Origin of the sequence: Nocardia sp. NPDC050697, from assembly GCF_040654395.1 — a bacterium.
Lineage (GTDB): Bacteria > Actinomycetota > Actinomycetes > Mycobacteriales > Mycobacteriaceae > Nocardia.
On record NZ_JBFAHY010000005.1, the window covers coordinates 335,942 to 360,954 of the forward strand.

The 25,013-nt window shown below is 72.1% G+C and carries 27 protein-coding genes; 13 read left to right on the plus strand and 14 right to left on the minus strand.

Going from position 1 to position 25,013, the window contains the following annotated elements:
* Positions 1-81 precede the first annotated feature (81 nt).
* The 5 genes from AB0H71_RS20165 to AB0H71_RS20185 all read left to right on the plus strand — a co-directional run bounded on the left by AB0H71_RS20165 (position 82) and on the right by AB0H71_RS20185 (position 5,396).
* Positions 82-1,293: an amidohydrolase family protein gene (locus AB0H71_RS20165; protein WP_357023301.1), complete on the plus strand. Its 1,212-nt coding sequence runs from the start codon at positions 82-84 to the stop codon at positions 1,291-1,293.
* Positions 1,280-1,696, plus strand: a complete 417-nt coding sequence (locus AB0H71_RS20170) for a nuclear transport factor 2 family protein (RefSeq protein ID WP_067657639.1) — start codon at positions 1,280-1,282, stop codon at positions 1,694-1,696. Before AB0H71_RS20165 ends, AB0H71_RS20170 begins: the two co-directional genes overlap by 14 nt.
* Entirely contained in the window at positions 1,693-2,781 is a 1,089-nt protein-coding gene (locus AB0H71_RS20175) for an acyl-CoA dehydrogenase family protein (RefSeq protein ID WP_357022815.1), read from the plus strand. Before AB0H71_RS20170 ends, AB0H71_RS20175 begins: the two co-directional genes overlap by 4 nt.
* Positions 2,782-2,783: 2 nt before the next feature.
* On the plus strand, positions 2,784-3,821 hold the full coding sequence (locus AB0H71_RS20180) for an acyl-CoA dehydrogenase family protein (RefSeq protein WP_357022818.1): 1,038 nt from the start codon (positions 2,784-2,786) through the stop codon (positions 3,819-3,821).
* A gap of 123 nt (positions 3,822-3,944) precedes the next feature.
* A complete protein-coding gene (locus AB0H71_RS20185; protein WP_357022821.1) occupies positions 3,945-5,396 on the plus strand; it encodes an amidase in 1,452 nt (483 codons plus the stop codon).
* A 92-nt stretch (positions 5,397-5,488) separates the two neighbouring features.
* Here AB0H71_RS20185 and AB0H71_RS20190 read toward each other — a convergent pair whose 3' ends face one another.
* A complete protein-coding gene (locus tag AB0H71_RS20190) occupies positions 5,489-5,989 on the minus strand; it encodes a hypothetical protein (RefSeq protein ID WP_357022824.1) in 501 nt (166 codons plus the stop codon).
* 45 nt (positions 5,990-6,034) lie between these two features.
* Positions 6,035-6,817 carry an enoyl-CoA hydratase gene (locus AB0H71_RS20195; protein ID WP_357022826.1) on the minus strand — a complete coding sequence of 261 codons (783 nt, stop codon included), beginning with the start codon at positions 6,815-6,817 and terminating at the stop codon, positions 6,035-6,037.
* A gap of 170 nt (positions 6,818-6,987) precedes the next feature.
* On the opposite strand from AB0H71_RS20195, the gene AB0H71_RS20200 reads away from it, so the two are divergent.
* A complete protein-coding gene (locus AB0H71_RS20200) occupies positions 6,988-7,641 on the plus strand; it encodes a TetR/AcrR family transcriptional regulator (RefSeq protein WP_357022829.1) in 654 nt (217 codons plus the stop codon).
* Between the two features lie 111 nt (positions 7,642-7,752).
* Here AB0H71_RS20200 and AB0H71_RS20205 read toward each other — a convergent pair whose 3' ends face one another.
* Positions 7,753-8,898, minus strand: a complete 1,146-nt coding sequence (locus AB0H71_RS20205) for a thiolase family protein (RefSeq protein WP_357022831.1) — start codon at positions 8,896-8,898, stop codon at positions 7,753-7,755.
* Positions 8,899-8,974: 76 nt separating this feature from the next.
* Between AB0H71_RS20205 and AB0H71_RS20210 the strand changes: the two genes are divergently transcribed.
* Entirely contained in the window at positions 8,975-9,739 is a 765-nt protein-coding gene (locus tag AB0H71_RS20210) for an SDR family NAD(P)-dependent oxidoreductase (protein ID WP_357022833.1), read from the plus strand.
* Between the two features lie 48 nt (positions 9,740-9,787).
* On the opposite strand, the gene AB0H71_RS20215 is transcribed toward AB0H71_RS20210, so the two are convergent.
* From AB0H71_RS20215 to AB0H71_RS20240, 6 genes are all read right to left on the minus strand, one after another.
* On the minus strand, positions 9,788-9,997 hold the full coding sequence (locus AB0H71_RS20215; protein WP_357022836.1) for a hypothetical protein: 210 nt from the start codon (positions 9,995-9,997) through the stop codon (positions 9,788-9,790).
* Positions 9,979-10,242 carry a ribbon-helix-helix protein, CopG family gene (locus tag AB0H71_RS20220; protein ID WP_357022839.1) on the minus strand — a complete coding sequence of 88 codons (264 nt, stop codon included), beginning with the start codon at positions 10,240-10,242 and terminating at the stop codon, positions 9,979-9,981. The genes AB0H71_RS20215 and AB0H71_RS20220 overlap by 19 nt, the downstream gene beginning before the upstream one ends.
* A gap of 72 nt (positions 10,243-10,314) precedes the next feature.
* Positions 10,315-11,079 carry an enoyl-CoA hydratase/isomerase family protein gene (locus AB0H71_RS20225; protein WP_357022842.1) on the minus strand — a complete coding sequence of 255 codons (765 nt, stop codon included), beginning with the start codon at positions 11,077-11,079 and terminating at the stop codon, positions 10,315-10,317.
* 2 nt (positions 11,080-11,081) lie between these two features.
* Positions 11,082-12,170 carry an acyl-CoA dehydrogenase family protein gene (locus AB0H71_RS20230; protein WP_357022844.1) on the minus strand — a complete coding sequence of 363 codons (1,089 nt, stop codon included), beginning with the start codon at positions 12,168-12,170 and terminating at the stop codon, positions 11,082-11,084.
* Positions 12,157-13,050, minus strand: a complete 894-nt coding sequence (locus AB0H71_RS20235) for an acyl-CoA dehydrogenase family protein (RefSeq protein ID WP_357022847.1) — start codon at positions 13,048-13,050, stop codon at positions 12,157-12,159. The genes AB0H71_RS20230 and AB0H71_RS20235 overlap by 14 nt, the downstream gene beginning before the upstream one ends.
* Complete coding sequence (locus AB0H71_RS20240) at positions 13,028-14,428, minus strand: AMP-binding protein (protein ID WP_357023304.1); 1,401 nt, start codon at positions 14,426-14,428, stop codon at positions 13,028-13,030. The genes AB0H71_RS20235 and AB0H71_RS20240 overlap by 23 nt, the downstream gene beginning before the upstream one ends.
* Before the next feature lie 76 nt (positions 14,429-14,504).
* Here AB0H71_RS20240 and AB0H71_RS20245 point away from each other — a divergent pair, with 76 nt between their 5' ends.
* Complete coding sequence (locus tag AB0H71_RS20245) at positions 14,505-14,807, plus strand: 2Fe-2S iron-sulfur cluster binding domain-containing protein (RefSeq protein ID WP_357022850.1); 303 nt, start codon at positions 14,505-14,507, stop codon at positions 14,805-14,807.
* Positions 14,808-14,973: 166 nt separating this feature from the next.
* Here AB0H71_RS20245 and AB0H71_RS20250 read toward each other — a convergent pair whose 3' ends face one another.
* Positions 14,974-15,930, minus strand: coding sequence for an LLM class F420-dependent oxidoreductase (locus tag AB0H71_RS20250; protein ID WP_357022853.1), 957 nt, complete (start codon positions 15,928-15,930; stop codon positions 14,974-14,976).
* A gap of 105 nt (positions 15,931-16,035) precedes the next feature.
* On the opposite strand from AB0H71_RS20250, the gene AB0H71_RS20255 reads away from it, so the two are divergent.
* Together AB0H71_RS20255 and AB0H71_RS20260 are read left to right on the plus strand one after the other, a co-directional pair.
* Positions 16,036-16,869 (plus strand): SDR family oxidoreductase, encoded by an 834-nt coding sequence (locus tag AB0H71_RS20255; RefSeq protein WP_357022856.1) that lies wholly within the window; start codon positions 16,036-16,038, stop codon positions 16,867-16,869.
* A 7-nt stretch (positions 16,870-16,876) separates the two neighbouring features.
* Positions 16,877-17,920: a dihydrodipicolinate reductase gene (locus AB0H71_RS20260; RefSeq protein ID WP_357022859.1), complete on the plus strand. Its 1,044-nt coding sequence runs from the start codon at positions 16,877-16,879 to the stop codon at positions 17,918-17,920.
* 9 nt (positions 17,921-17,929) lie between these two features.
* On the opposite strand, the gene AB0H71_RS20265 is transcribed toward AB0H71_RS20260, so the two are convergent.
* A complete protein-coding gene (locus tag AB0H71_RS20265; RefSeq protein ID WP_357023307.1) occupies positions 17,930-18,883 on the minus strand; it encodes an NAD(P)/FAD-dependent oxidoreductase in 954 nt (317 codons plus the stop codon).
* 200 nt (positions 18,884-19,083) lie between these two features.
* Between AB0H71_RS20265 and AB0H71_RS20270 the strand changes: the two genes are divergently transcribed.
* Positions 19,084-19,677: an XRE family transcriptional regulator gene (locus tag AB0H71_RS20270; RefSeq protein WP_357023310.1), complete on the plus strand. Its 594-nt coding sequence runs from the start codon at positions 19,084-19,086 to the stop codon at positions 19,675-19,677.
* A 3-nt stretch (positions 19,678-19,680) separates the two neighbouring features.
* On the opposite strand, the gene AB0H71_RS20275 is transcribed toward AB0H71_RS20270, so the two are convergent.
* The 3 genes from AB0H71_RS20275 to AB0H71_RS20285 are packed head-to-tail and all read right to left on the minus strand — an operon-like array spanning position 19,681 to position 22,552.
* Positions 19,681-20,598, minus strand: coding sequence for an alpha/beta hydrolase (locus tag AB0H71_RS20275; RefSeq protein WP_357022862.1), 918 nt, complete (start codon positions 20,596-20,598; stop codon positions 19,681-19,683).
* Complete coding sequence (locus AB0H71_RS20280) at positions 20,595-21,230, minus strand: TetR/AcrR family transcriptional regulator (protein WP_357022864.1); 636 nt, start codon at positions 21,228-21,230, stop codon at positions 20,595-20,597. The genes AB0H71_RS20275 and AB0H71_RS20280 overlap by 4 nt, the downstream gene beginning before the upstream one ends.
* Positions 21,227-22,552 carry an NAD(P)-binding domain-containing protein gene (locus tag AB0H71_RS20285; protein ID WP_357022867.1) on the minus strand — a complete coding sequence of 442 codons (1,326 nt, stop codon included), beginning with the start codon at positions 22,550-22,552 and terminating at the stop codon, positions 21,227-21,229. The genes AB0H71_RS20280 and AB0H71_RS20285 overlap by 4 nt, the downstream gene beginning before the upstream one ends.
* Positions 22,553-22,724: 172 nt before the next feature.
* Here AB0H71_RS20285 and AB0H71_RS20290 point away from each other — a divergent pair, with 172 nt between their 5' ends.
* A complete protein-coding gene (locus AB0H71_RS20290) occupies positions 22,725-24,179 on the plus strand; it encodes an NAD(P)/FAD-dependent oxidoreductase (RefSeq protein ID WP_357022870.1) in 1,455 nt (484 codons plus the stop codon).
* A 72-nt stretch (positions 24,180-24,251) separates the two neighbouring features.
* Complete coding sequence (gene fabG / locus AB0H71_RS20295) at positions 24,252-25,013, plus strand: 3-oxoacyl-ACP reductase FabG (protein ID WP_357022873.1); 762 nt, start codon at positions 24,252-24,254, stop codon at positions 25,011-25,013.

Below are 25,013 nucleotides of genomic sequence, written 5' to 3' on the forward strand. Positions count from 1 at the left end.
GCCCCGCCTGCGTGGAAATCTACTAGTTGACTTTTGAGAACGTAATTCTCCTTGCAGGAAAGGAAGGTGCCGCCGATGACGGTGCTGACGCTGAAGGCGGCCGGGCTGCTCGATGTCGACTCCGGCGAGATCGTCCGGCCCGGCATCCTGCGCGTCGAGGGCGAGCGGATCGTCGGGGTCGGCGGCCCGGTGACCGGCGAGGTCGTCGATCTCGGCGATCTCGTGCTGCTGCCCGGGCTGCTGGACATGGAGGTCAACCTGCTGATGGGCGGGCGCGGCGAGACCGGGCTCTCCTCCAGCGTGAAGGACGACCCGGCGCTGCGCGTGCTGCGCGCGGTGGGCAATGCCAGGCGCACCCTGCGCGCGGGGTTCACCACCGTGCGCAACCTCGGGCTCTTCGTCAAGACCGGTGGCTACCTGCTCGACGTGGCGCTGGGCAAGGCCATCGACCAGGGCTGGATCGAGGGGCCGCGGATCGTGCCCGCCGGGCACGCCATCACCCCCACCGGCGGGCACCTGGACCCCACCATGTTCGCCGCCTTCGCCCCCGACGTGCTCAAGCTGACCGTCGAGGAGGGGCTCGCGAACGGCGTGGACGAGGTGCGCAAGGCGGTGCGCTACCAGATCAAGCACGGCGCGCAGCTGATCAAGATCTGCGTCTCCGGCGGGGTCATGTCGCTCACCGGGGCGCCGGGCGCGCAGCACTACTCGGACGAGGAGCTGCGCGCCATCGTCGACGAGGCGCACCGGCGCGGCCTGAAGGTGGCGGCGCACACGCACGGCGCGGACGCGGTGAAGCACGCCGTCGCGGCGGGCATCGACTGCATCGAGCACGGCTTCCTCATCGACGACGAGGCCATCGACCTCATGGTGGAGCACGGCACCTGGCTGGTGCCGACCACCCGGCTCGCCGACGCCATGGACATCTCCAAGGCCGAGCCGGAGCTGCAGGCCAAGGCCGCGCTCATGTTCCCCAAGGCCCGCACCTCGGTGCTGGCCGCGTACAAGGCCGGGGTGAAGATCGCCGTCGGCACCGACGCGCCGGCGATCCCGCACGGCCGCAATGCCGACGAGCTGGTGGCGCTGGTGGATCGCGGGCTGCCCGCGGTGGACGTGCTGCGCGCCGCCACCGTGCGCGGCGCCGAGCTGATCGGCGTCGAGGATCGCGGGCGGCTCGCCGAGGGGTTGCTGGCCGACGTGATCGGCATCCCCGGCGACCCGATCGAGGACATCACGCACACCAGGGACGTGCGTTTCGTGATGAAGGGCGGAAAGATCCATGTCCAGAAGTGACGACCTGCTGGAGATCCAGCAGACGCTGGCCCGCTACGCGGTGACCATCACCAAGGGTGACATCGAGGGGCTGCTCGCGGTCTTCACCCCGGACGGCAGCTACAGCGCCTTCGGCGACACCTACACCCTCGACCTCTTCCCCGACCTGGTCGCGGCGGCGCCCAAGGGGCTCTTCCTCACCGGGCTGCCGGTGCTGGAGATCGACGGCGACACCGCGGCGGGCACCCAGCCGCTCTGCTTCATCGACCAGAGCACGCACGACATGCGCATCGGCTACTACACCGACGCGCTGGTGCGCACCGCCGACGGGTGGCGGATCAAGACCCGGCGGATGACCTTCATCCGGCGCAGCGGGGATCACGACTCCGGGATCCCGCACGCCTTCGAGCGCTCCAAGGGATGAACGTCGCCGAATTCCGGACCCGGCTGCGGGCCTGGCTGGCGGCCAATGACCTCACCCCAGGGCCGGACCATTCGCTGGACGGGCAGGTCGCGCAGCTGCTGCGGGTCAGGGCCGCGCTCTTCGACGCGGACTGGATCCGCTACGGCTGGCCCGCCGAGGTGGGCGGGCTCGGCGGCCCCGCCGCGCTGCGCGCCGTGCTCGGCGAGGAGATCGCCTCCCGCGACCTGGCCGAGCCGGGCATCTGGTCCATGATCGAGGTGCTGGCGCCGACCATGATCTCCTACGCCCGCCCCGAGCTGGCCGCCGAGATGGTGCCGCTGCTGCTCTCCGGCCGCGAGCAGTGGTGCCAGGGCTTCTCCGAGCCCGGCTCCGGCAGCGACCTGGCCTCGCTGAGCACCAAGGCCGTCCAGGACGGCGACCACTGGGTGATCTCCGGGCAGAAGGTCTGGACCAGCCTGGCGCAGTACGCGGCGCGCTGCGTGCTGCTCACCCGCACCGGACCGGGCCACGACGGGATCACCGCGTTCTTCGTGGACATGGACTCCCCCGGCATCACCGTCCGGCCGCTGCGCACCATGCACGGCGTCGACGAGTTCGCCGAGGTGTTCTTCGACGACGTCCGGGTCCCCGCCGACCGCATGCTCGGCAACCCCGGCGACGGCTGGCGGGTCGCCATGGACCTGCTCCCGCACGAGCGCTCCACCTGCTTCTGGCACCGCATCGCCTACCTCTTCACCCGCCTCGACCACGTGCTCGAGCAGACCGCGCAGCCCGACGACGCCGCGCTCGGCGCCGCCTACCTGGCGCTGCACCAGGTCCGCTGCCGCTCCCGCGGCACCCAGCGCAGGCTCGCCGACGGCGCGCGGCTCGGCCCGGAGACCTCGATCGACAAGGTGCTGCTCGCCACCGCCGAACAGCGGCTCTTCGACACCGCCCGGGAGCTGCTGCCCGGCGCGGTCGAGCTGGACGACGGGGTGTGGCGCACCGAGTTCCTGTACTCCAGGGCGGCGACGATCTACGGCGGGACCGCCGAGATCCAGCGCAACATCATCGCGCGCCGCCTGCTCGACCTCGGAAAGGAGTGAGCGTGGGTCTGGACCCCGCCGAACTGGCGATGCTCACCGACGCCCTGCGGCGCACCATGTCCCGCGCCTCCGGGCCGGAGCTGGTCGACGCGCTCGGTGAGCTCGGGTGGCCGCAGTTGCTCGACGACGCACCGGAACTCGCCGTGCCGCTCGTCTTCCGGTTGCTCGGCGAGACCGGCGCGCACGGCCCGTTCCTGCTCGACGTGCTCCGGCACGCGGGCGCCACCCCCTCGGCGCTGCCCTTCGCGGGCGGGCGGTGGGTGGAGTGGGGCGACCCGCTCCCAGCGGGCGGAGCCGATGCGTCCGAGCCCGGCTCGGGTAGCACCGGCTCAGGCAGTGCCGGCGCGGGCGCAGACGGCTCGGGCGGAAGCGGCGCCGGCGTCAACGGAACCGGCTCGGACGCAATCGGCTCGGACGCAATCAGCTCGGACGCAGACAGCACCGGCGCGAGCGAAAGCGGCGCGTCCGAGCCCGGCTCGGTGGACGAGGCACTACCCCTGCGCGCCGCCGCGGCGGGGACGACGCTCCCGGCCCATGCCCTCGCCGAGGGCCGCCGAGCCCTCGGCTGGTGGCTCCTCGGCACCGGCCACGCCATGCTCACCCTGGCCCGCACCCACGTCCTGGAGCGCACCCAGTTCGGCCGCCCGCTCGCCTCGTTCCAGGCGGTCCGGCACCGCCTCGCCGAAACCCTGGTCGCCCTGGACGGCGCCGAAGCCGCGCTGCTCATCGCCGACGAGACAGCCGACGCCGCGCGGAATACGGACGACGCCCCCGCCACGCACGGCCTCGATCCGGCCGAGGCCGCGGTACACGCCGCCCTGCTGGCGAAGGCCGCGGCGGGACAGGCCGGGCTCACCGCGGCGAAACACTGCCAGCAGGTGCTCGGCGGCATCGGCTTCACCGCCGAGCACGCCCTGCAGTCCCACATCCGCCGCACCCTGGTCCTCGACGGATTGCTCGGCAGCACGCGGGAACTCACCCGCGAGGCAGGCGCCTACATCCGGAGCGCGGGCGCGGCCCCCAGGCTCGCCCAGCTCTGACCCGGACCAGCACGTCCACGGTCGCGCTCGCGAGCGGCCGTGCCGAGACGTTCTCGACATCGGTAACCGCTTGTGCGAAAGAGCATTTCGTGCCCTCGGCGGCGGGCCGATAGCGTCGGATCCATGGAGTGGAATCTGTGCTCGGCGGGAGAGCTCTCAGCGGCCATGCGGGCCGGCGAGGTGACCTCGGTGGAGCTCACCGAGGACGCGATCGCCCGAATCGAACGCGACGACCGGGCGATCAACGCGATCTGCGCCCCGGATTTCGACCGCGCGCGGACCGCGGCGCACCGCGCCGACCAGGCGCGAGCACGCGGCGCGGAGCGGCCGCTGCTCGGTATCCCGGTCACGGTCAAGGAGTCCTACGATATCGCCGGCCTGCCCACGACCTGGGGCATGCCGGCGTACCGGGATCACGTGCCTGCCCAGGACGCGGTGCAGGTGTCGCGGTTGAAAACGGCGGGCGCGGTGATCCTCGGCAAGACCAATGTGCCGTTCATGCTGCGCGATATCCAGACCTTCAACGACCTCTACGGCACCACCCGCAATCCGTGGGATCACGATCGCACCCCGGGTGGCTCCTCCGGCGGTTCGGCCGCGGCCCTGGCGGCCGGTTTCGGCGCGCTGTCCATCGGCTCCGACCTCGCCGGTTCGCTGCGCACCCCCGCGCATTTCTGTGGCGTCTACGCGCACAAGCCGACACTCGGGCTGGTACCGACCCGCGGTATGGCGGCCCCGCCCGCACCGGCGCTCCCGACCGACCTCGACATCGCCGTCGCTGGCCCGATGGCGCGCACCGCCGCCGACCTCACGCTGCTGCTCGACGTGATGGCCGGACCGGACCCGCTCACCCACGGCCTCGCCTACGACCTCACCCTGCCGCCCGCGCGGCACGAGCGGCTGCCGGACTTCCGGGTCCTGATCGTCGAGGACCATCCCCTCATCCCGACCGGCTCGGCGGTACGGGCCGCCGTGAACCGGGTCGCCCTAGCGCTCGCCGACGGGGGCGCCCGCGTCGAACGACACAGCCCGCTGCTGCCCGACCCGACCGAAGCGGCGACGCTCTACCTGCTGCTGATGCTGTCGAACGCCACCGCGGGCGCGCCCGCCGACGTCTACGAACAGCTACAGCTCCGCGCCACCGCCGTCGACCCCGGCGATCGTGGTCTCGACGCGGTACGAGCGCGCGGCATGGCTCTCAGCCATCGCGACTGGGTCGAGGCGAACAACCGCCGCGAACTCCACCGCCACGGCTGGCGGCGGCTTTTCGGAGAGTTCGATGCCGTCGTGTGCCCGATCACGCCCACCCCCGCCTTCCCGCACGACCACACCGGCGATCTGGAGACCAGGCGCGTCGACATCGACGGCTCCGCGCACCCATACTTCGATCAGCTCCTCTGGGCCGGTGTCGCCGGCATGCCCGGCCTGCCCGCCACCGCCGTCCCCGCGGGCCGGTCCCCCGAGGGGCTGCCGGTGGGAGTGCAGCTCCTCGGCCCGATGTTCGAGGACCGCACCCCATTACGGCTGGCCGAACTCCTCGAGCAGCAGATCGGCGGGTTCCGGACACCGGAGTAGCCCACCCGGCTGGATCGCCGCCCTGCAGCTGACACCGGAACGCCCGGCACCGGAACGATATCCGGCACCGGGCGATCGGCGAACCCGACGGCTCAGCAGGCGGGCGAGGTACCGCCCTGGATGGCGATCAGCGCGCAGAAGGTGGCCGAGGCGACCTTCCAGGTGCCGCCCTCCTTCACCGCCTGACCCGTCTGGTCCGGCAGCACCGGCGCGCCGTTGATCAGCAGCGAGTACCCGACATCGGCATTGCTCGCGTCGACCAGCTTGATCGCGCCGACCGAGACCGAGGTGCCCTGCCCCTGCGGGTTGCTCGCCTGCGCCTGCAGGATCGGCAGGAAGGCGTCACCGCTCTGCACCTGCGCGGCCCGCTTGTCGGCGGGCTGCGTGGCGTCGAAGAAGGTGATGTAGGCCTGGGTGATCGCCTGCGTGGTGGCCGCGTCGGCGGTGGCGGGCGCGGCGGTCGTGGTGGCGGCGGCCTTGGTGCTGCTGGCGGTGTCGGACTCGTCGTCCGAGCCGCAACCGACCAGGACGGCGGACGCGACGACCGCGAGACCGAGACAGGCTGTCGCCTTGCGGAAGAGAGAATCGCGCATGAAACTTCCTCGTTTCAGGGGGGAGGGATCGGACGGCTTCCGGCCCTACTGCATCTTGGCCTTCATGTCGTCCAGATGAACCAGAACCGGGAAACCGTTGACGCTCAACGCGTTCCCGTGCCCGGTCTGATGGGAGTCGAACACCGACTGGATGGCCGCGTAGAAGCCCTGTACGTCCAGCGTCTGGTTGACGGCCCGCTTGGCCTGGCGCAGGCCGAAGGCGGGCATGGTCGCGATGTGCGCGGCCAGTTCCCTGGTGTGCGAGTCGAGCTCGTCCCGCGGCACCACGGTGTTCACCATGCCGACCTGGCGCGCCTCCTCGGCGGTGACCGGGCGGCCGGTGAACAGGATCTCCTTCGCCTTGCGGGCGCCGAGCTCCCAGGTGTGGCCGTGGTATTCGACGCCACCGATCCCCATCATCACCACGGGATCGGAGAACAGCGCGTCCTCGGCGGCCACGATCAGGTCGCAGGGCCAGCACAGCAGCAGGCCACCGGCGATACACCGGCCCTGCACCGCGGCGATGGACGGTTTGGGCACGTTGCGCCAGCGCAGCGAGTACCCGAGGTACCGCTGCGACTCGGAGCCGTAGATCTGCTCCAGCGTGATCTTGTCCGTCCAGCCCTTGCCTGCCTTGAGGTCGTGCCCGGAGGAGAAATGTTTGCCCTCCGCCCGCAGCACGATCACCGCGACCTCCGCGTCCTCGGCGGCGCGGGTCCACGCGGCGTCGAGTTCGTCCAGCAGCTCACCGTTCTGGGCATTGGCCACCTCGGGCCGGTCCAGGGTGATGGTGGCGATGCGGTCCGCGACTTCGTAACGGATGTACAAGACGTGCTCCTTGCCGCCGGGGTGCGATGGGAGCGAGAATAACATTCTCAGTTGCGGAAGTAATAGTCTCTACAAAGACGGAACATGCGTACCGTGACGGCAGTGTCGCATGACGTTCTCCGGTACAGTGCATTCATGTTCTCTTCATATGACCGGGGATCGAGGTGCCCGTGACCAGCCCGAGCGAGAAGCCGGCCTGGAAGCAGCGCGCGATCGAGCGGTCGCTGCGCTCGGCGAAGCTACGCGCCGAGGAGCGCGTGCAGCGTTTCCTCGACGCCGCCCAGGCCATCATCACGGAGAAGGGGAGCACCGACTTCACCGTGCAGGAGGTCGTCGACCGCTCCCGCCAGTCGCTGCGCAGCTTCTACCTGCAGTTCGACGGTAAGCACGAGCTGCTGCTCGCGCTCTTCGAGGATGCGCTGGCGCGCACCTCCGAGCAGCTCCGCGCCGCCGCCGACGGCCAGACCGACCCGATGGACAAGCTCCAGGTCGCGGTGGAGCTGCTCTTCGAGCTCTGCCGCCCGGATCCGGCCGCGCAGCGCCCGCTCTTCACCGACTTCGCCCCCCAGCTGCTCGTCTCGCACCCGGGCCACGTGAAGGTGGCGCACGCGCCCATGCTCGCGCTCTTCACCGAGTTGATGGACCTGGCCAAGGAGAAGGGCGAACTGGGCGCCGACATGAACTCGCGCCGCACCGCCGCCATGGTGATGCAGACGGTCATGTTCACCGCCCAGTCCACCGGCGCGGTGGACGAGGAGACGCAGCACCCCATCACCGCCACCGAGGTGTGGAACTTCTGCGCGCACGGTTTCGCGCGCGGGTAAGGCACGAATCCCCGGGTCCGGACACGGTGAGGGTGTCCGGTGGGCCGCCGGAGAGAACGAACGCACGCGTGAGCGAGCGGAGGGACGCCGCCCTCCGCTCGCTCACCCGTTTCAGGGGGCCGGGACCTCGATCACGGTCGCCGACCCCATGCCACCGCCCGCGCAGAGCGCCGCGATGCCGTAGCCGCCGCCGCGGCGGCGCAGCTCGTGCACCAGCGTCACGATCATGCGGGCGCCGGTCGCCGCCACCGGGTGGCCGAGCGAGCAGCCGCTGCCGCTGTAGTTCACGATCTCCGGGTTCAGGTCGAGTGCCCGGATGGTGGCGATCGGCACCGAGGCGAACGCCTCGTTGATCTCGATCAGCTTCACCTGCCCCAGCGAGATTCCCGCCCGCCGCACCACCTTGGTGATCGCCTCGATCGGGGCGAGCCCGGTGACCGCCGGGTCGACGCCGACCGACGCCCAGGCCCGGATGTACCCGAGCGCGGGCAGCCCCAGCTTGTCGCTGGCGATGGCGAGCGCGGCGGCGCCGTCGTTGGCGCCGGAGGCATTGCCCGCGGTGATCGAGAAGCCCTCGATCTCCGGGTGCAGCACCTTGAGCGAGGCGAGCTTCTCCAGGCTGGTCTCCCGGCGCGGGTGCTCGTCGGTGTCGAAGAGGCCGTGCGGGGTCTCGATCGGGACGATCTCCTCCTTGAAGCGCCCCTCGTCGATCGCCGCGATGGCATTGCGGTGCGAGCGCAGCGCCCAGGCGTCCTGCTCCTCGCGGGTCAGCCCCGCGCGCACGGCGGCGTTCCAGCCGACCGTGATGGACATGTCCATGGCCGGGGCGTCCGGGCGGTCCGGGTGGCTGGGCGAGGTCCACGGATCGATCCACTCGTCCTCACCGACCCGGAAGCGGGCGCGCGGCGCGGTCGAGTCGCTGTTCACCCCGCCCGCGATGATCAGCTCGTCCATCCCGGACCTGATCCCGGCCGCGGCGGACTGCACCGCGGCCATTCCCGCCGCGCAGTGCCGGTTCTGCGCCAGCCCCGGCACCGTGGTGAGCCCCGCGGTCACCGCGGCGTGCCTGGCCAGCACCCCGCCGCCGTAGCGGCCCTCGCCCAGGATCACGTCGTCGATCCGGCCGGTGTCCAGCCCCTCGGCGGCGGCGCTCACCACGTGGTGGGCCAGGTCGAAGGCGTTCGTATCGCGCAGCGTCCCCTTCCTCGCGGTACCGATCGGTGTCCGCAGCGCGGAGACGATGACGGCTTCGGGCATGGAGGGCCTCCCCGGCTCGTGGTGAGAATAGTATTCTTTCAATTCGAGAGTACGACTTGCGAGAAGGGATTGCGACATGCAGATCGAAGGAGGCTCCGCGCTCGTCGTCGGCGGCACCGGCGGGCTGGGCGAGGCGACGGTGCGCCGGCTGCACGCCGCGGGCGCGCGCATCGTCGTCGCCGACGTGGCCGACGACAAGGGCAAGGAGCTCGCGAGCGAACTCGGCATCCGCTACGTGCACACCGACGCCACCGACGAGGACTCGGTGCGCGCCGCCGTCGAGGAGGCGGAATCTCTGGGCCCCCTGCGCATCGCGGTCGACACCCACGGCGGCCCCGCCACCGGCGGGCGGCTCATCGGCAAGGATGGAAAAGCGCTGGCGCTGGATGGTTTCCGCACCACGATCGAGTTCTACCTGACCGCGGTCTTCAACGTGCTCCGGCTCTCCGCCGAGGGCATCGCGCGCAGTGAGCCGCTGGAGGAGGGGGCGCGCGGCGTCATCGTCACCACCTCCTCGATCGCCGGGTACGAGGGGCAGATCGGGCAGCTGCCCTACGCCGCCGCCAAGGGCGGGGTCGCCGCCATCACCCTGGTCGCCGCCCGCGATCTCTCCCCGCTGGGGATTCGCGTCGTCTCGATCGCTCCCGGGACGATCAACACCCCCGCCTATGGGCAGAACGCCGACAAGCTCGAGGCGTACTGGTCTCCGCAGATTCCGTTTCCGAAGCGGATGGGGCGGTCGGACGAGTACGCGAAGCTCGCCATCGGGATCATCGAGAACGATTACCTGAACGGCGAGGTGATCCGGCTCGACGGCGCCCTCCGCTTCCCCCCGCGGTAGAGCCTGGCGGCGGCCGGGCCGCCCGGTAGGGCGAACCCGGCCGCTCGCCTACCGATCAGTGGGAAAGATTCGGAACGAGCGGAACTCCGGGGTCAGGGTTCGATGCTTCAGCTCGGCAAGCCGATATCGCCCCTCGATGGCACGATTCAGCAGGGCATCGGTGATGCTCACGGCTGCCGCGAAACCGAGATCGCGCCGGGGCAAATGATCCAGTTCGGTTGGTACGGGCGGCGAGATGATCAAGGTTTCCTGCTCCACCACCCGCACCGCTCGCTCGTGTTCATCCTGGTCGGCGTCGATCCGTTACGCACCTCATCGGCATCTCGGGAGCGCCCGCTGCGAAACACCGGCAGCGGGGCGTCGTTGCGCGGACGATCGGAGGCGTCGAGCAGCATCGCGATACCGCGGCGGATAAGTTCCGCCTTGCTCACCCCGGTCGCCGACACCTCCGCGTCGAGCCTGAGGGCCAGCTCTTCCGGCAGGTACACCGTCGCCTTCACCATGCCGCACATGGTGCCACCCGTGCTCGCAGCCCGACGGCACCGCTCGGGTGCCGTCGGCCCTGCCGGAGATGACTACTTGTTCGCCGTGAGCTTCGCGATCACCGCATGGAAATCCGGGTGCTGGAAGGAGAGCTCCTCGGCGGCGTTGGCATAATCCAGCGTGGCCAGCACGGCCCGCTCGAGGTGCAAGTTGAGGAGCCGCTTGGTGCTCTCGACCGCCTGCTGCGGCAGCTCGAGGATGCGCTTGGCGGCGGCGAGCGCCTCGGTGAGCGGGTCGGCGACGACGTGGTTGACCAGCCCCATTTCGCGGGCCCGCTCGGCGGGGATCTTGGCGCCGGTGAGGGCGTACTCCTTGGCGAGCAGGAGGCTGGTGTGCAGCGGCCAGGTCAGCGGGCCGCCGTCGGCGGCGACCAGGCCGACCTGGACGTGCGGGTCTTTCAAATACGCCGTCTCGGCGATGTAGGCGACGTCGCTCAAAGCGACCAGGCTGCAACCGAGCCCGACGGCGGGGCCGTTCACCGCGGCAACGAGCGGGAGGCGGAGCCGGGCCATGCCGAGCACGATCTCCCGGCCGTGCCGGATGGTCTTGGCGCGCAGCTTCGCATCCTGGGCCAGCTCGGCGAGGTAGGCGAAGTCGCCGCCGGCGGAGAAGGCCTTCCCGGCGCCGGTGAGGACGGCGGCACGGGCGTCCGGGTCGTCGTTGAGCTGCGGCCAGAGCTCGGCGAGGCCGGTGTGCAGCGCGTCGTCCACGGCGTTCAGCGCGTCGGGGCGGTTCAGCGTGATGATCCGGAGCGGGCCATCGGCCTCGACGCGGATCTCGGCGGGCAGGTCGTACATGATCAGGCTCCTAGGTCGAGGATGCGCTGGGCGATGATGTTCTTCTGGATCTGCGAGGTGCCGCCCATGACGCTCTGGGCGCGGCTGTAGAGGTAGTGGCCGAGCATCTCCTCGTCGCCGGTCCCGGCGACGGCGAGCGCGGCGTGGCCGACGGACTGCTCGACCCAGGTCATGAGCAGCTTGTCCAGCGAGCCGTCGGGGCCGTGGGTGACGCCGTCGAGCTGCTCGGAGAGCCGGCGGCGGACGTGCAGCCGCAGCATCTCGGTCTCCACCGCGGCCCAGGCCAGCTCTGGCGGCTGGGGGCCGTCCACCCGGGACTGCAACTGCCGCACGGTCTTCGCGTAGCGGGCGGCGAAGCCCAGGGTGGAGGGCTCGCGCTCGTGGCCGACCACGGTCATGGCGAGTCTCCAGCCGTCGCCGGGGGCGCCGACCATCTGCGCGGCGGGCACCCGGGCGCCGTCGAAGAGCACCTGCCCGAACTCCTTGGTGACGCCGCTGATCATGGTGAGCGGGCGCTGCTCGATCCCGGGCTGCTTCATGGGCACGATGAAGCCGGAGATGCCGCGGTGCCGCGGCGCGTCGGGGTCGGTGCGGGCGAGCAGCAGGCACCAGTCGGCGACGTCGGAGTAGCTGGTCCAGATCTTGTGGCCGTGGATGACGTAGTCGTCGCCGTCGCGCACCGCGGTGGTGCGCAGCGAGGCCAGGTCGGAGCCGGCGCCGGGCTCGCTGAAGCCCTGGCACCAGCGCTGCGAGCCGTCGATCATGCCGGGCAGGAAGCGCTGCTGGAGCTCCGGGCTCGCGTGCCTGCCGAGCCCGACCACCAGGTAGCCGAGGCTGGGCCGGGCGGGGGCGCCGGCGGCGGCCAGCTCCTCGTCCAGGATCACGTCGTAGACCGGGGGCAGCGCGTGGCCGCCGAACTCGGCGGGCCAGGAGAGGCCGAAGAAGCCGGCCTCGTAGAGGGCGCGGTGCCATTCGCCCGCGCGGGCCCAGTAGGCGTCGCCGGAGGTCGGGAAGGTGCCCGCGACCCCGGCCAGCCAGGTGCGCAGCCGGGCACGGAACTCGGCCTCGGCGGGCGAGTCACGAAAGTCCATGGTCGATCTCCTCCAGGCGGACGGGGAACAGTTCGGTCGCGGTGAGTGCGCGGCGCAGGAAGACGTGGGCGAGGCACTCCCAGGTATTGCCGATGCCGCCGTGCACCTGGATCGAGGTTTCGCAGACGGTGCGCGCGGCGCGGGCGGTGTAGACCTTGGCGATCCGGGCGGCGCGCAGCGCCTCGGCGGGGGGTAGCTCGTCCACCGCCCAGGCGGCGTGGCGGAGCACGCTGATCGAGCCCTCGATCAGGGCCCTGCTCTCCGCGAGGAGATGCGCGACGGCCTGGTACGAGCCGATGGTGTGGCCGTACTGCTCGCGCACGCGGGCGTACTCGACGGCCAGGTCCTGGGCGCCGCGGGCCGCGCCGAGCAGGTCGGCGACGGTGGTGGTGGTCGCGAGCGCCTGCCACCGGGTGAGCTGATCGGGCGAGAGCTCGCCGAGCTGCTCGGGGGTGCCGGTGATCGCGGCGGAGTGCCGGGTGAGGTCGGCGCTCGGAGCCCGCTCCCCCACCTCGGCGGCGAGGAGCTGCCGGTCGTCGAGGAACAGGACCCGCTGTCGCCCGGCGACGTCGATCGCGCGGCCCTTCAGCCCGATGGTCGCGTCCTCGGCCGCACCGCGCAGGTCGTCGGCGAGGATCGGGCCGAGGAACGGCACGTCGACCAGCCCGCGCGCGAACTCCTCGGCGACGAGCGCCACCTCTACCCCGGAGGCGCCGTCCGAGCGCAGCGTGCGCCAGCCCGCGATGCGCACGGCCTTCTCCAGCCGGGCCAGCCGGGCGGCGTCGTCCAGCTCGGCCACCGAACCGGGGCCGAGGTCGTCGGCGAGTTTCGCCGCGGCATCGCGCAGCTGCCGCTGCTCACTGGTCAGTCGGACGTCCATAGCGCTCCTCGAGGACTCGGCGCAGCACCTTGCCGGAGGGCAGGCGCGGGATCTCGGGCACGAAAACGACCCGGCGGGGCCGCTTGTAACCGGCCAGATGGGTGCCGACCAGCGCGATCAGCTCGTCGGCGGAGACGCCGTCGGCGTGCACGGCGGCCACGATCGCCTCGCCGTCGCGCGGGTCGGGGGTGCCGAAGACGGCGCAGTCGCGCACCGCGGGATGCGCGTGCAGTACGGCCTCGATCTCGGCGGGCGCGACCTGGAAGCCGCGCACCTTGATCATCTCCTTGGCCCGGTCGGTGAGCCGGATCCAGCCGTCGGCGTCCACCCAGCCGACATCGCCGGTGCGGTACCAGCCGTCGTCGAAGGCGCCCGCGGTCGCGGAATCCGGCAGGTACCCGGCCATGACCGACGCCGCGCGGCACTGGAGTTCGCCGAGTTCGCCCGGCGGCAGCGGGGCGCCGCTGCCCAGCTCGACGACCCGGATCTCGACGCCGGGCGCGGCGCGGCCGACGGAGTCGAGCCGGGCGCCGGTGAGCGGGTTGCACGCGATCACCGGCAGCTCGCTGGCGCCGTAGGCAGGCAGCCAGGGCACGCCGGTGCGGGCGGTGACCCGCTCGGCGACATCGGCGGTGACCGGGGTGGCGCCCCACATGATGTAGCGCAGCGAGCTCAGGTCGTAGCGCTCCAGCTCCGGGTGCGCGGCCAGGGCCAGTGCGATCGGCGCGACCGCCATCTCGACCGTGATCCGCTCGGCGGTGATGGTGCCGAGCACGGTGTCCAGGTCGAAGCGGCGGTGCAGCCGCATGCTCGCGCCCGCCTCCAGCACGGTGAGGATATTGAGCAGCCCGAGGATGTGCGAGGGCGGCGTGGCGATCTGCAGCCGGTCGGCCGCGGTGAGCCCGAGCACCTCGATCCACTGCCGCACCGCCACCGCGAGCGAGCCGTGGGTGTGCCGCACCGCCTTGGGCAGGCCGGTGGTGCCGGAGCTGAAGACCAGCACGGCGTCCGCGTCGGGGGCGGAGGGCTCGTCGCTCGGCTCGGCCGGGGTGATCGGCTCGTCCAGGTGCCGCATGGGCAGCCGCGCGGCGAGGAGCTCGTTGTCGCCGACGGCGTGCGCGGGCTCGGTGATCGCCAGCGCGTGCCCGACCTCGCCTGCCTTCCAGGCCGGGCTGAGCAGGACGACCGCGGCGCGCAGCTGCCACACCGCGAGCACCGCGATCACGAACTCGGGGCGGTTGGCGCACATGAGCGCGACCCGGTCGCCGGGCCGGACGCCGCGGGCGGCCAGCTCGGCCGCCAGCCCTGCCGCCAGCGCGCTCAGCTCGGGCCGGGTGTAGGCGTACTCCTCGAAGAGGAGCGTCCCGTCAGCCGCCATCTTGGAAGTTCCCGTCACATAGGTGAGAATGTAATTCTCTTTGCACTAGAATATACGTACCAGGAGGAGGTTGTTCATGGCGAGTCCCAGTTCGTCGGGGCCGGCGGACGGCACCGTGACGGTCATCCTGAACGGCAAGAAGACGGCGGTGCCGCGGCGCGCGGGCGAGACCCTCCTGGAGAGCGCCAGGCGCGCCGGGCTCGCCCCGCCCTTCTCCTGCGAAGCGGGCAACTGCGCCACCTGCATCGCCGTGGTCACCGCCGGGCACGCGACCATGCGCAACAACGACGCGCTCGCCGATGACGAGGTCGAGGAGGGGTACGTGCTCACCTGCCAGGCGGTGCCGGACACCGCCGACATCACCGTCGACTACGAGTGAGGCCCGGATCGGCGCGGGTGGCTCGACGGCCGCTCGCGCCGGCGGGCCCGGCCCGGGGGCCGGACGACGAATCGCATGACCCCGGCGCCGACCCGGCCCGGATCGGGCAGGTCGACGCCGGACGAGGCCGCCGGGTCAGGCCTGGGCGACCTGCGCCTGCCGCGGCTCAGCGCAGTTCGCGGGCGAGCTCCGCGATCATCTCCCTGGTCCGGCGCTTGGAGGCAACCAGGCTGTCCCGGTCGTCGCCGATGGGGAGCAGCCGGATGGAGAGATCGGTGGCGCCCGCCTCGGCGTACCGCCGCAACCCGGCGGCGATCGCCTCCTCGTCACCGGCGATGCAGAGATCGCCGATATCGCGGGCATCGCCCTGCTCCAGCAGCCGCTGGTAGTTCGGCGAGACCTCGGCCTCGCCGAGGATCCGGTTGGCCCGTGCCTTCGCCTCGGCCACCTCGCTCGCGGCGCAGAGGCAGACCGGGAGCCCGGCCACGATGCGCGGCGCCGGCCTGCCCGCGTCGGCGGCGGCCTTGCTGATCTTCGGCAGCACGTGGTGTTCGATGGCGCGCTCGTCGGCCATCCAGAGCACGGTGCCGTCGGTGCGCTCGCCCGCGATCCGCAGCATGACCGGGCCGAGCGCGGCGATCAGCACCGGGACCGGCGCCACCGGGCCGAGGTCGAGCGGGTTGTGCACGGTGAAGGTGTCGTTCTCCACGTCCACCGAGCCGGTGCCGCGCAGCGCGGCGTTCAGCACGTCGAGGTAGTCGCGGGAGTAGGCGGCGGGCTTCTCGTACGGCAGCCCGAGCATGTCCCGGACGATCCAGTGGTGCGACGGCCCGACGCCGAGCGCGAGCCGCCCACCGGCCGCCGCGTGCGCCGAGAGCGCCTGCCTGGCCAGCGCGATGGGGTGCTGCGCCTGCAGCGGGACCACCGCGGTGCCGAGCTCGATCCGCGAGGTCTTCAACCCCATGGCCGCGATGGTGATGAGTGCGTCGAAATCGGTGGGGATCTGCGGAATCCAGGCGGTGTCCATCCCTGCCGCTTCGGCCCACTCGATATCGCGCAGCATGCGCTCCAGCTTGCGGCCGGAATCGCCCTTCTCCGGACCGATCATCACGCCGATGCGCACGGTGCCTCCCACCAGGTCCGAGACCAATTTTGCACGTGGTTGTTCATTGGCGGATATGCTACTTCCAGAAAATGAGAATGCCAATACCGGCTCGCTAGGAGAACCATGCCCGACCAGGACCGTCCGCTGCTCGATCGCACCGTGGTGATCTCCGGCGCCAGCCGCGGCATCGGCCTCGCCATTGCCGTCGCCGCCGCCGAGCGGGGCGCGAACGTGGTGCTGCTGGCCAAGACCGCGGAGCCGCACCCGCGGCTCCCCGGCACCGTGCACACCGCCGCCGCCGAGGTGGAGGCGGCGGGCGGGAAGGCGGCGGCGGTCGTCGGCGACGTGCGCCGGGAGGAGGACATCGCGCGGGTGATCACGACCGCCGTCGAGCGCTTCGGCGGCATCGACGTCGTGGTGAACAATGCCTCCGCCATCGCCACCGAGCCCACGCACGAGCTGAGCCCCAAGCGCTTCGACCTCATGCAGGACATCAACCTGCGCGGCACCTTCCTGCTCACCGCCGCCGCGCTGCCGCAGCTGCGCGAATCGGCGAACCCACACGTGCTCACCATCGCGCCGCCGGTGAACCTGAATCCGCGCTGGCTCGGCGCGCACCCGGTCTACACGCTCTCCAAGTACGGCATGACGCTGCTCTCCCAGGGCTGGGCGGCCGAGTACGCCGACGCCGGGATCGCCTTCAACTGCCTGTGGCCGCAGACCTTCATCGCCACCTCGGCGGTGGCGGCGCTGCCCGACGCGGAGAATCAGCTGGCGGCGGCGCGCAGCCCGCGGATCATGGCGGACGCGGCGGTCGCCATCGTGACGCAGCCGGCGAAGTCGGTCACCGGCAACTGCTTCCTCGATGCCGACGCCGTCTCGGTGTACGCCGGGATCGACGATCTGGCCCGCTACGGCGGCGGCGACAATCCGACGCCGGATCTCTTCCTGGACTGAGGTTTCCATGACGCACACCCCTGCCCCGCTGCGTGTCGTGCAGTGGGCGACCGGCACCATCGGCGGCTACGCGCTGCGCTCGGTGCACGCGCACCCCGGGCTGGAACTGGCCGGGGTGCGGGTGCACTCGCCGGGCAAGGTCGGCCGGGACGCGGGCGAGATCGCCGGTGGGGCGCCGATCGGCCTCGCGGCGGTCGGCACCCTGGACGAGGTGCTGGCGCTGCGCCCGGACTGCGTGCTCTACATGCCGCTCACCTTCGACGCCGACGAGGTCTGCGCGCTGCTCGCGGCGGGCAGCAATGTGGTGACGACCTGCGGGCTCTTCCACCATCCGGCGAGCGCCGAGCCCGTGCTGCGCGAGCGGGTCGCGGCGGCCTGCGCGGCGGGTGGGAGCACGCTGCACAGCACCGGGAGCAGCCCGGGGTTCATCACCGAGGCGGTGCCGCTGGTGCTGGCCTCTCTTCAGCGCGAGCTCAGCGGGCTGGTGATCGACGAGTACGCCGATCTGTCCCGGCGGGACTCGCCGGAGCTGCTCTTCGACGTCATGGGGTTCGGGCGCGAGCAGGCGGCGGTGAACGAGGTGCTCGCCCCGCACATGCTGGCCAGTTTCGGGCCGTCGCTGCGGTTGGTGGGCGATGCGGTCGGGTTGCCGCTCGACGATGTGGTGGCGCATGCGGAGCTGGCGACCGCGCGCGGCGAGGTGCGGATCGCGGCCGGGACCATCCCCGCTGGAACGGTTGCCGCGCAACGGATCACGGTGTCGGGGCTGCGCGGCGGCGCGGAGCTGGTCGGGTTCCGGGCGACGTGGTACTGCACCCGCGAGCTGGCGACCGGCTGGCAGCTCGGCGATACCGGCTGGCACGTCTCGGTGCGCGGCGATGCGCCGATGGAGGTCGATATCCGGTTCGCGGTGCCGCTGGAGCGGATGGCGGCGGTCTCGCCCGCGTTCACCGCCAACCGGGCGGTGAACGTCGTGGCGGCGGTGTGCGCGGCCGAGCCGGGGATCCGCAGCAGCGTGGAGCTGCCGCAGATCATCCCCCGGCTGGGCTGAACCCGGCCGCTACGGGGTGAGCGCCCCGGCGCGGTGCAGCTCGACGGCGGCTCGGGTCTCCGCCATGACCAGGTCGGCGTTGATCTGGGCGCCCGCCATGGCACCGGCCGCGGCGGCGGCGCCGACCTGGGCGGAGAGGTCGGTGACATTGCCCGCCACCCAGATGCCGGGCACCTCGGTGCGGCCGAAAGCATCGGCGGGCACGGTCTCGCCCATACCGGAGGGGTGCTCCTGGGTGGTCAAGCCGAGCCCGGCGAGCAGCCCCCCGCGCGCGACCATGCGCGGCCCGACCACGATCGCCTCGCGCGGCAGCACGGTGCCGTCGCCCAGCCGCACCCCGGTGATCCGGCCGTCGGCCACGACCACCTCCTCCACGGTGCCCGGCACCAGCGCGATCCCCCGCGCCGCGAGCTGCTCGGCCTGCTCGGCCCCGGGCGGCGCGGTGTGCGCGAACACCGTGACATCCGCGCTCAGCTGCCGGAAGAGCAGCGCCTGGTGCACCGCGTTGGGCCCGGTGGCGATGATGCCGATCGCCTTGTCGCGCACCTCCCAGCCGTGACAGTAGGGGCAGTGCAGCACGTCCCGCCCCCAGCGCTCGCGCACCCCGGGAATCTCCGGCAGCTCGTCCACCAGCCCGGTCGCGACCAGCAGCCGCAGCGCCGTGACCGCGCGCCCGTCGGCGAGCGTCACGGTGAAGCCGTCGTCCGTGCGGGCGACCGCGCGCACCTCACCGGTGACGATCTGCCCGCCGTACCCCCGCACCTCCGCCTGCCCGCGCGCCACCAGCTCGGCGGGCGGCATCCCGTCCCTGGCCAGCAGCCCGTGCACCCCGTCCGCCGGGGCATTGCGCGGCGCGCCCGCGTCCACCACCAGCACCGAGCGCCGCGAGCGCGCCAGCATGAGCGCCCCGTTCAGCCCGGCGGCACCGCCGCCGATCACCACCACGTCGTAGCCGTCCCGCATCTCTTCGGTCACCCTGACCACCTCCTCGGCCCCGAGGGTGCCCGCACCCCCGCGGATTCGGCAAGGAAGTTTGCCGGGGCGGCAAAAATGACTCGGTGGGTGGCAAGCCGCGCCCTTCGCCCGCCCGTGCTCACCGCGGACAGCGCGTGCCGGACGCGGAGGGCAACGAGTTCTGCCTGGACCGGGCGCAGAATGGGGCGATGGACGACGACCTGGACCGCGCGCTGGACGCGGTGGGCCCGCGGCTGCGGGCGCTGCGCAAGCAGCGCGAGACCACGCTGGCGTCGCTCGCCGAGACCACCGGCATCTCGGTGAGCACGCTCTCCCGGCTGGAGTCGGGGAGCCGCAAACCGACCCTGGAACTCCTGTTCCCGCTGGCCAAGGCGCACGGTGTCACGCTGGACGAGCTGGTCGACGCGCCGCCGACCGGCGACCCGCGGGTGCACCTGCGCCCGGTGCACGGCCGCGGCGGCATGACCTTCCTGCCGCTCACCAAGCGGCCGGGCGGGATCCAGGCCTACAAGCTGGTGATCCCGGCGGGCGACGGCAGGCGGGAGCCGACGCAGCAGACGCACGAGGGGTACGAGTGGATCTACGTGCTCAATGGACGGTTGCGGCTGGTGCTCGGCGAGCACGACCTGGTGCTCGCGCCGGGTGAGGCGGCCGAGTTCGACTGCCGGGTGCCGCACTGGTTCGGCTCCGCGGACGCCGAGTCGGTGGAGTTTCTGAGCCTCTTCGGCAAGCAGGGCGAGCGCGCGCACCTGCGCGCCCGCCCGAAGGCCGAGCCGGGCTGACGCTCAGCCGAGGTGCCTGCGCAGGAAGTGCAGCTGGTGCTCGACGGTTGCCGGGTGGAACTCGCCGCCCGGCCAGACGTCGAAGTGGTCGCACGGGTAGTGCCGCACCTCGGCGCGGGCCGCGAAGGCGGCCTTGGCGGCGGCGTGCGGCGGGGCGGCGCGGTCGAAGTCGGCGATCTGCACCAGCACCGGCACGGTGATCTCGGCGGCGCGGCGGGCCGGGCGGTAGCCGGGGAGCGTCAGCAGCACAGCGGGATCGATGCCGTTCTGCCAGGTGGGGCCGCTGAGGGCGCGGTAGGAGCGCTCGTAGCCGTCGAGCGAGAGCGCGGCGCCGCTGCCGGGCGCGCCGACCAGCGGGATGAGCCCGGGTTCGCCGCGCAGGCGGGCGATTCCGGCGCGCACGCCGCCCGCCGCGCCGCGCAGCGAGGCGAGGGGGCCGCCGTGCCGCACGGCGTGCCGGACCGCGGCGCGGCCGTCTACCAGCGGGGTCAGCGAGATCACGGCGGCGACGCCCTGGGTGTTCTCCGCAGCAAGAGCGAGCACATGCCCGCCCGACATCGAAACACCCCACAGCACAATGCGTTCCGGGTCGACACCGGGGAGCGCCGCGGCGGCGCGAACGGCCGCGCGGTAGTCGGCGATCTGCTCCCGCATGCGCATCCGCTGCCGCTGCTCCCCCGCACTCCCCCCGAACCCGCGGAAGTCGATGGCGAGCGCATCGATCCCGGCCCCGGCGAGCGCGGTGGCGAAGGCGGCGAGCCCGGAATCCTTGGTCCCGCCGAACCCGTGCGCGAGCACCGCGACCGGCCGCCCGGCCGGGCCGGTGAAATCGTCCGCGGTGGCCGCGAAATGCCAGGCTTCGCAGCGCGTCCCGGCCGAGTCGAAGGTGAGCGCGGTGGCGCCGGCGGGCAGTGTGGTCATGACGTTCCCCGATCGGCCGGCCGGCCGTAGACGGTGCGCAGCCACACGGTGACCACGGCATTGACGTAGTTCTCCCGGTCCAGCCCGTCGCCGAGCGTGAGCCGTTCCAGCAGCCGCTCGTTGAGCAGCAGCAGCACATCGGCGAGCGCGGTGGCGTCGGCGCCGTCCGGGGCGCGGCCCGCGGCGCGCTCGCCGTCGATCATGGCGGCGATGGCGGGGATGAAGGCCTGCCGGTCCGCCTCCCACATGCGGCGCACCTCGGGCGAGGCGTAGCGCGCCTCCAGCGCGGCCCGGAGCAGGTGCCGGTGCCGCTCGGAGAACTCCACGAGGCCGCGCGCGGTGTGCTCGATCCGCACCGCCGGGTCGCCCGCCCCGACCAGCACGTCGGTCACCGCGAAGATCTCGTCGTACATCTCCTCCAGCGTCGCGGCCACCGCGGCGGCCTTGTTCTCGAAGTAGAAGTAGAAGGCCGAGCGGGTGAGCCCGGCGCGCTTGGAGATCTCCGCGATGGTGATCGGATCCAGATCGCCGCCGCTGTCCTTCAGCAGCTCCGCCAGCGCCCCGAGCAGCGCGGAGCGCCGCAGGTCACCGCGCTGCGGCGCCCGCCGGTCGGTGCGTGCCCGAGCGTTCACGTGGCGAGCGTCCCCGCGCGCCGGAACCCCGACGGCAGCTCGCGCACTCGCAGGTCGTGCTCGTAGAGCCAGTAGTCCAGCTGCTGGGTGTGCCTGGCGGTGTTCATCATGTGCCCGATGAACTTCTGCTCGTCCTCGGCGATCACCCGCTCCATCTCCGCCGCCGCCGGCGGCCGGTAGTGCCCGGCCGCGAAGGCCGCCACCAGCCGGGCCTGGCACTCCACGAAGGGGAAGAGCGTGGGGAAAGGCTGCGCGAAGCCGACGAAGGCCAGGTCGTCCAGCCCGGGTTTGAAGATCCGCTTGTAGAGCTGGATCCTGTTGCCCGGCGCGCTGAGGAAGGCCGGGTCGAAGAACGGGAAGGTGATGTTGTAGCCGGTGCAGTAGATGATGACGTCGAAGTCCTTCGCCTGCCCGTCCTCGAAGTGCACGGTGCGCCCGTCCAGCCGGGCCACATTGCCGACCGCGGTCACGTCGCCGCTGCCGAGCCGCAGCGGCAGCTCGACCGACTGGGTGGGGTGCGCCTCCATGAATTTGTGGTTCGGCGCGGGCAGCCCGTAGTTCACCGGGTTGCCGGAGATGATCGGCGTGAAGAGCTGCGCCATCTTGCGCTGCCAGCGCAGCGGCACGTAGGGCAGGGTGCGGTAGTAGCGGTCGGCGGGGGTGCCGGCCAGGTACTTCGGCACCACCCAGGCGCCGGAGCGGGTGGAGAGCCAGACCTCGTTGTCCATGCTGCGCGAGGAGAGCTCGACGGTGATGTCGGCGGCGCTGTTGCCGATGCCGACGATGAGGATGCGCTTGCCGTACAGGTCCAGCGGGGTGCGCGGGTCGACGTAGGCGTGCGAGTGGATGGATTCGCCGGTGAACTCGCCGGGGAAGTCCGGGAAGCGCGGGTCCCAGTGGTGCCCGTTCGCGACCACGAGGAGATCGAAGCGGCGCTGCTCGCCGCGCTGCGTAGCGATGTTCCAGCCGCCGTCCGGCAGCCGCTCGGCGTGCTCGACGCCATTGCCGAACTCGATCCGGCGCTTCAGCTCGAAGGCGTCGGCGTACCCCTCCAGGTACTCCTTGATCTGGCTGTGGTGCGGGAAGTCCGGGTAGGTCTCCGGCATCGGGTAGTCGCGGAAGGAGAGCTGGTACTTCGAGGTGTCGATGTGCAGCGAGCGGTAGGCGGCGCTGTGCCCGTTCGGGTTGCCGAAGGCCCAGTTGCCGCCGATCCGGTCCGACGACTCGAAGCAGGTGTACGGGATCCCGTAATCGCCCAGCATCTTCCCGGTGGTCAAACCGCTGATCCCGGCGCCGATCACGGCGACCGTCGGTTGGGGCATCGGACCTCCTGCCACTGCGCCGTCGACGGTAGCGTGACGGCGATCACAGCGCACTCTAAGCCCGTATTCGACGCGCGTCAATAAAAATCCACGCTTGTTTCTAGAACAGGTTCCGGCTAGCGTCGGGGCTGCGCCAGCCGTTCGATCAGGTCCGGCGCAGGCGGGAGAAGCCATGCGCGCCAACGATGTTCGCGCTATCCGGGTGGCCGTGGTCGGTGCCGGGTTCGGCGGGATCTGCACCGCGCTGCGGTTGCGCGCGGCCGGGCACACGGCGGTCACGGTGTTCGACGCGCGCGCCGGGGTGGGCGGTACCTGGGCGGCGAACCGCTACCCCGGCGTCGCCTGCGACGCGCCCTCGCACGTGTACAGCTACTCGTTCACCGAGCCGCCGGCGTGGTCGCGCCGGTTCGCGCCGGGTGCGGAGATCCGCGACTACCTGGAGCGCTGCGCCGACGGGCTCGAGGTGCGCACCGGCACGGCGGTCACCGCGGCCGAGTGGACCGGCCGCGACTGGCTGCTGACGCTCGGCGACGGCGGCACCGAGCGGTTCGAGGTGCTGGTCGCCGCCACCGGGCAGCTCGCGGTGCCTGCCGTGCCGCCGCTGCCCGGGCTCGCGGAGTTCGGCGGGCGGGTGCTGCACACCGCGGACTGGCCGGACGACTTCGACCCGCGCGGCCGCCGGATCGTGGTGGTCGGCACCGGGGCCAGCGCGGTGCAGCTCGTCCCGGAGCTGGTGCAGCGGGCGGCCGCGGTCACCGTCGTGCAGCGCAGCGCGCCCTACGTCATGCCGAAACCCGATGTGCCGTACCGGGTGCGTGCGCTGCACCGGCGCTTCCCCGCCGTCCGGCGCGCGACCAGGGCGGCGCTCTGGACCGGGCTGGAGCTGATCACCCTCGGCTTCTGGCGCTGGCCCGCGCTGCTCCGGCCGCTGGAGCGGGCGCACGCGAGGGTGCTCGAGCGCACCGTCGCCGACCCCGCGCTGCGGGCGGCGCTCACGCCGCGGGACCGGGCCGGGTGCAAGCGCATCCTGATGGCCGACGGGTACCACGCCGCCTTCACCCGCCCGCACGTCGCGCTGGTCACCGCGCCGATCACCGGCATCGAGCCCGGCGCGGTGCGCACCGCCACCGGCCGGTACCCGGCCGACACCCTGATCTTCGCCACCGGCTTCGACACCGGCGGCTTCGCCACCACCTTGGATATCAGGGGCCGCACCACGCCGCTCGCCGAGCACTGGTCGCACGGCGCCCGCGCGCACCTCGGGCTCACCGTGCCCGGCTTCCCGAACTTCTTCCTGGTCTACGGCCCGAACACCAACCTCGGCTCCGGCTCCATCCTCTTCATGCTGGAGACCCAGGCCGCGCACATCACCGCCGCCGTCACCCGGCTCGCCGCCGCGCCCGCGGGCGCCGCGCTCGAAGTCACCGAGGCGGCCTTCGCCCGCTGGTCCCGGCTGCTCGACCGCCGCTTCGCCCGGCCGCCGGTCTGGAACTCCGGGTGCCGCAGCTGGTACCGCGATGCCGCGGGCCGGGACACCCACAACTGGCCGGGCGCGCTGGTGGAGTACCGGCTCCGCGCCGGTCGGCCGCGCCGGCGCGACTACCGGCTGGCGCCCGCACCGAGCTGATCCGTGTCGGCGGAGAGCGCCGGACGCCGATCGAGTATGAATCGATCAGGAACATCCGACGAGAGGACCGACATGACCAGCACCGCACCCCGCACGGCGATCGTCACCGGAGCCGCGCGCGGCATCGGCGCCGCCACCGCGCGCCGCCTGGCCGCCGACGGCCTCGCGGTCGCCGTCTTCGATCTCGACGAGGCGGCCAGCGTGGCCTCGGCGGAGCAGATCACCGCGGCGGGCGGGAAGGCCATCGGGCTCGCGGTCGACGTGGCCGACGAGGAGGCGGTGCAGCGCGGCGTGAGCCGGGTGGCCGAGGAGCTGGGCGCGCCCACGGTGCTGGTCAACAATGCCGGGATCCTGCGCGACAACCTGCTGTTCAAGATGACCGCTGGCGATTGGGACGCGGTCATGAACGTGCACCTGCGCGGCGCCTTCCTGATGAGCCGGGCCACCCAGAAGTTCATGACCGAGGCGAAGTTCGGCCGGATCGTGAACCTCTCCAGCACCTCCGCGCTCGGCAATCGCGGCCAGGCCAATTACTCGGCGGCCAAGGCCGGGCTGCAGGGCTTCACCAAGACGCTCGCCATCGAGCTCGGCAAGTTCGGCGTCACGGTGAACGCCATCGCGCCCGGCTTCATCGCCACCGATATGACCGCGGCCACCGCCGAGCGGGTCGGGGTGACCTTCGAGCAGTTCACCGAGGCCGTGGTCGGGCAGATCCCGGTGGGCCGGGCGGGCCAGCCGGAGGACATCGCGCACACCGCGTCGTTCCTGGTGAGCGAGGGCGCGGGGTTCGTCTCCGGCCAGGTGATCTACGTGGCGGGCGGCCCGACGAACTGA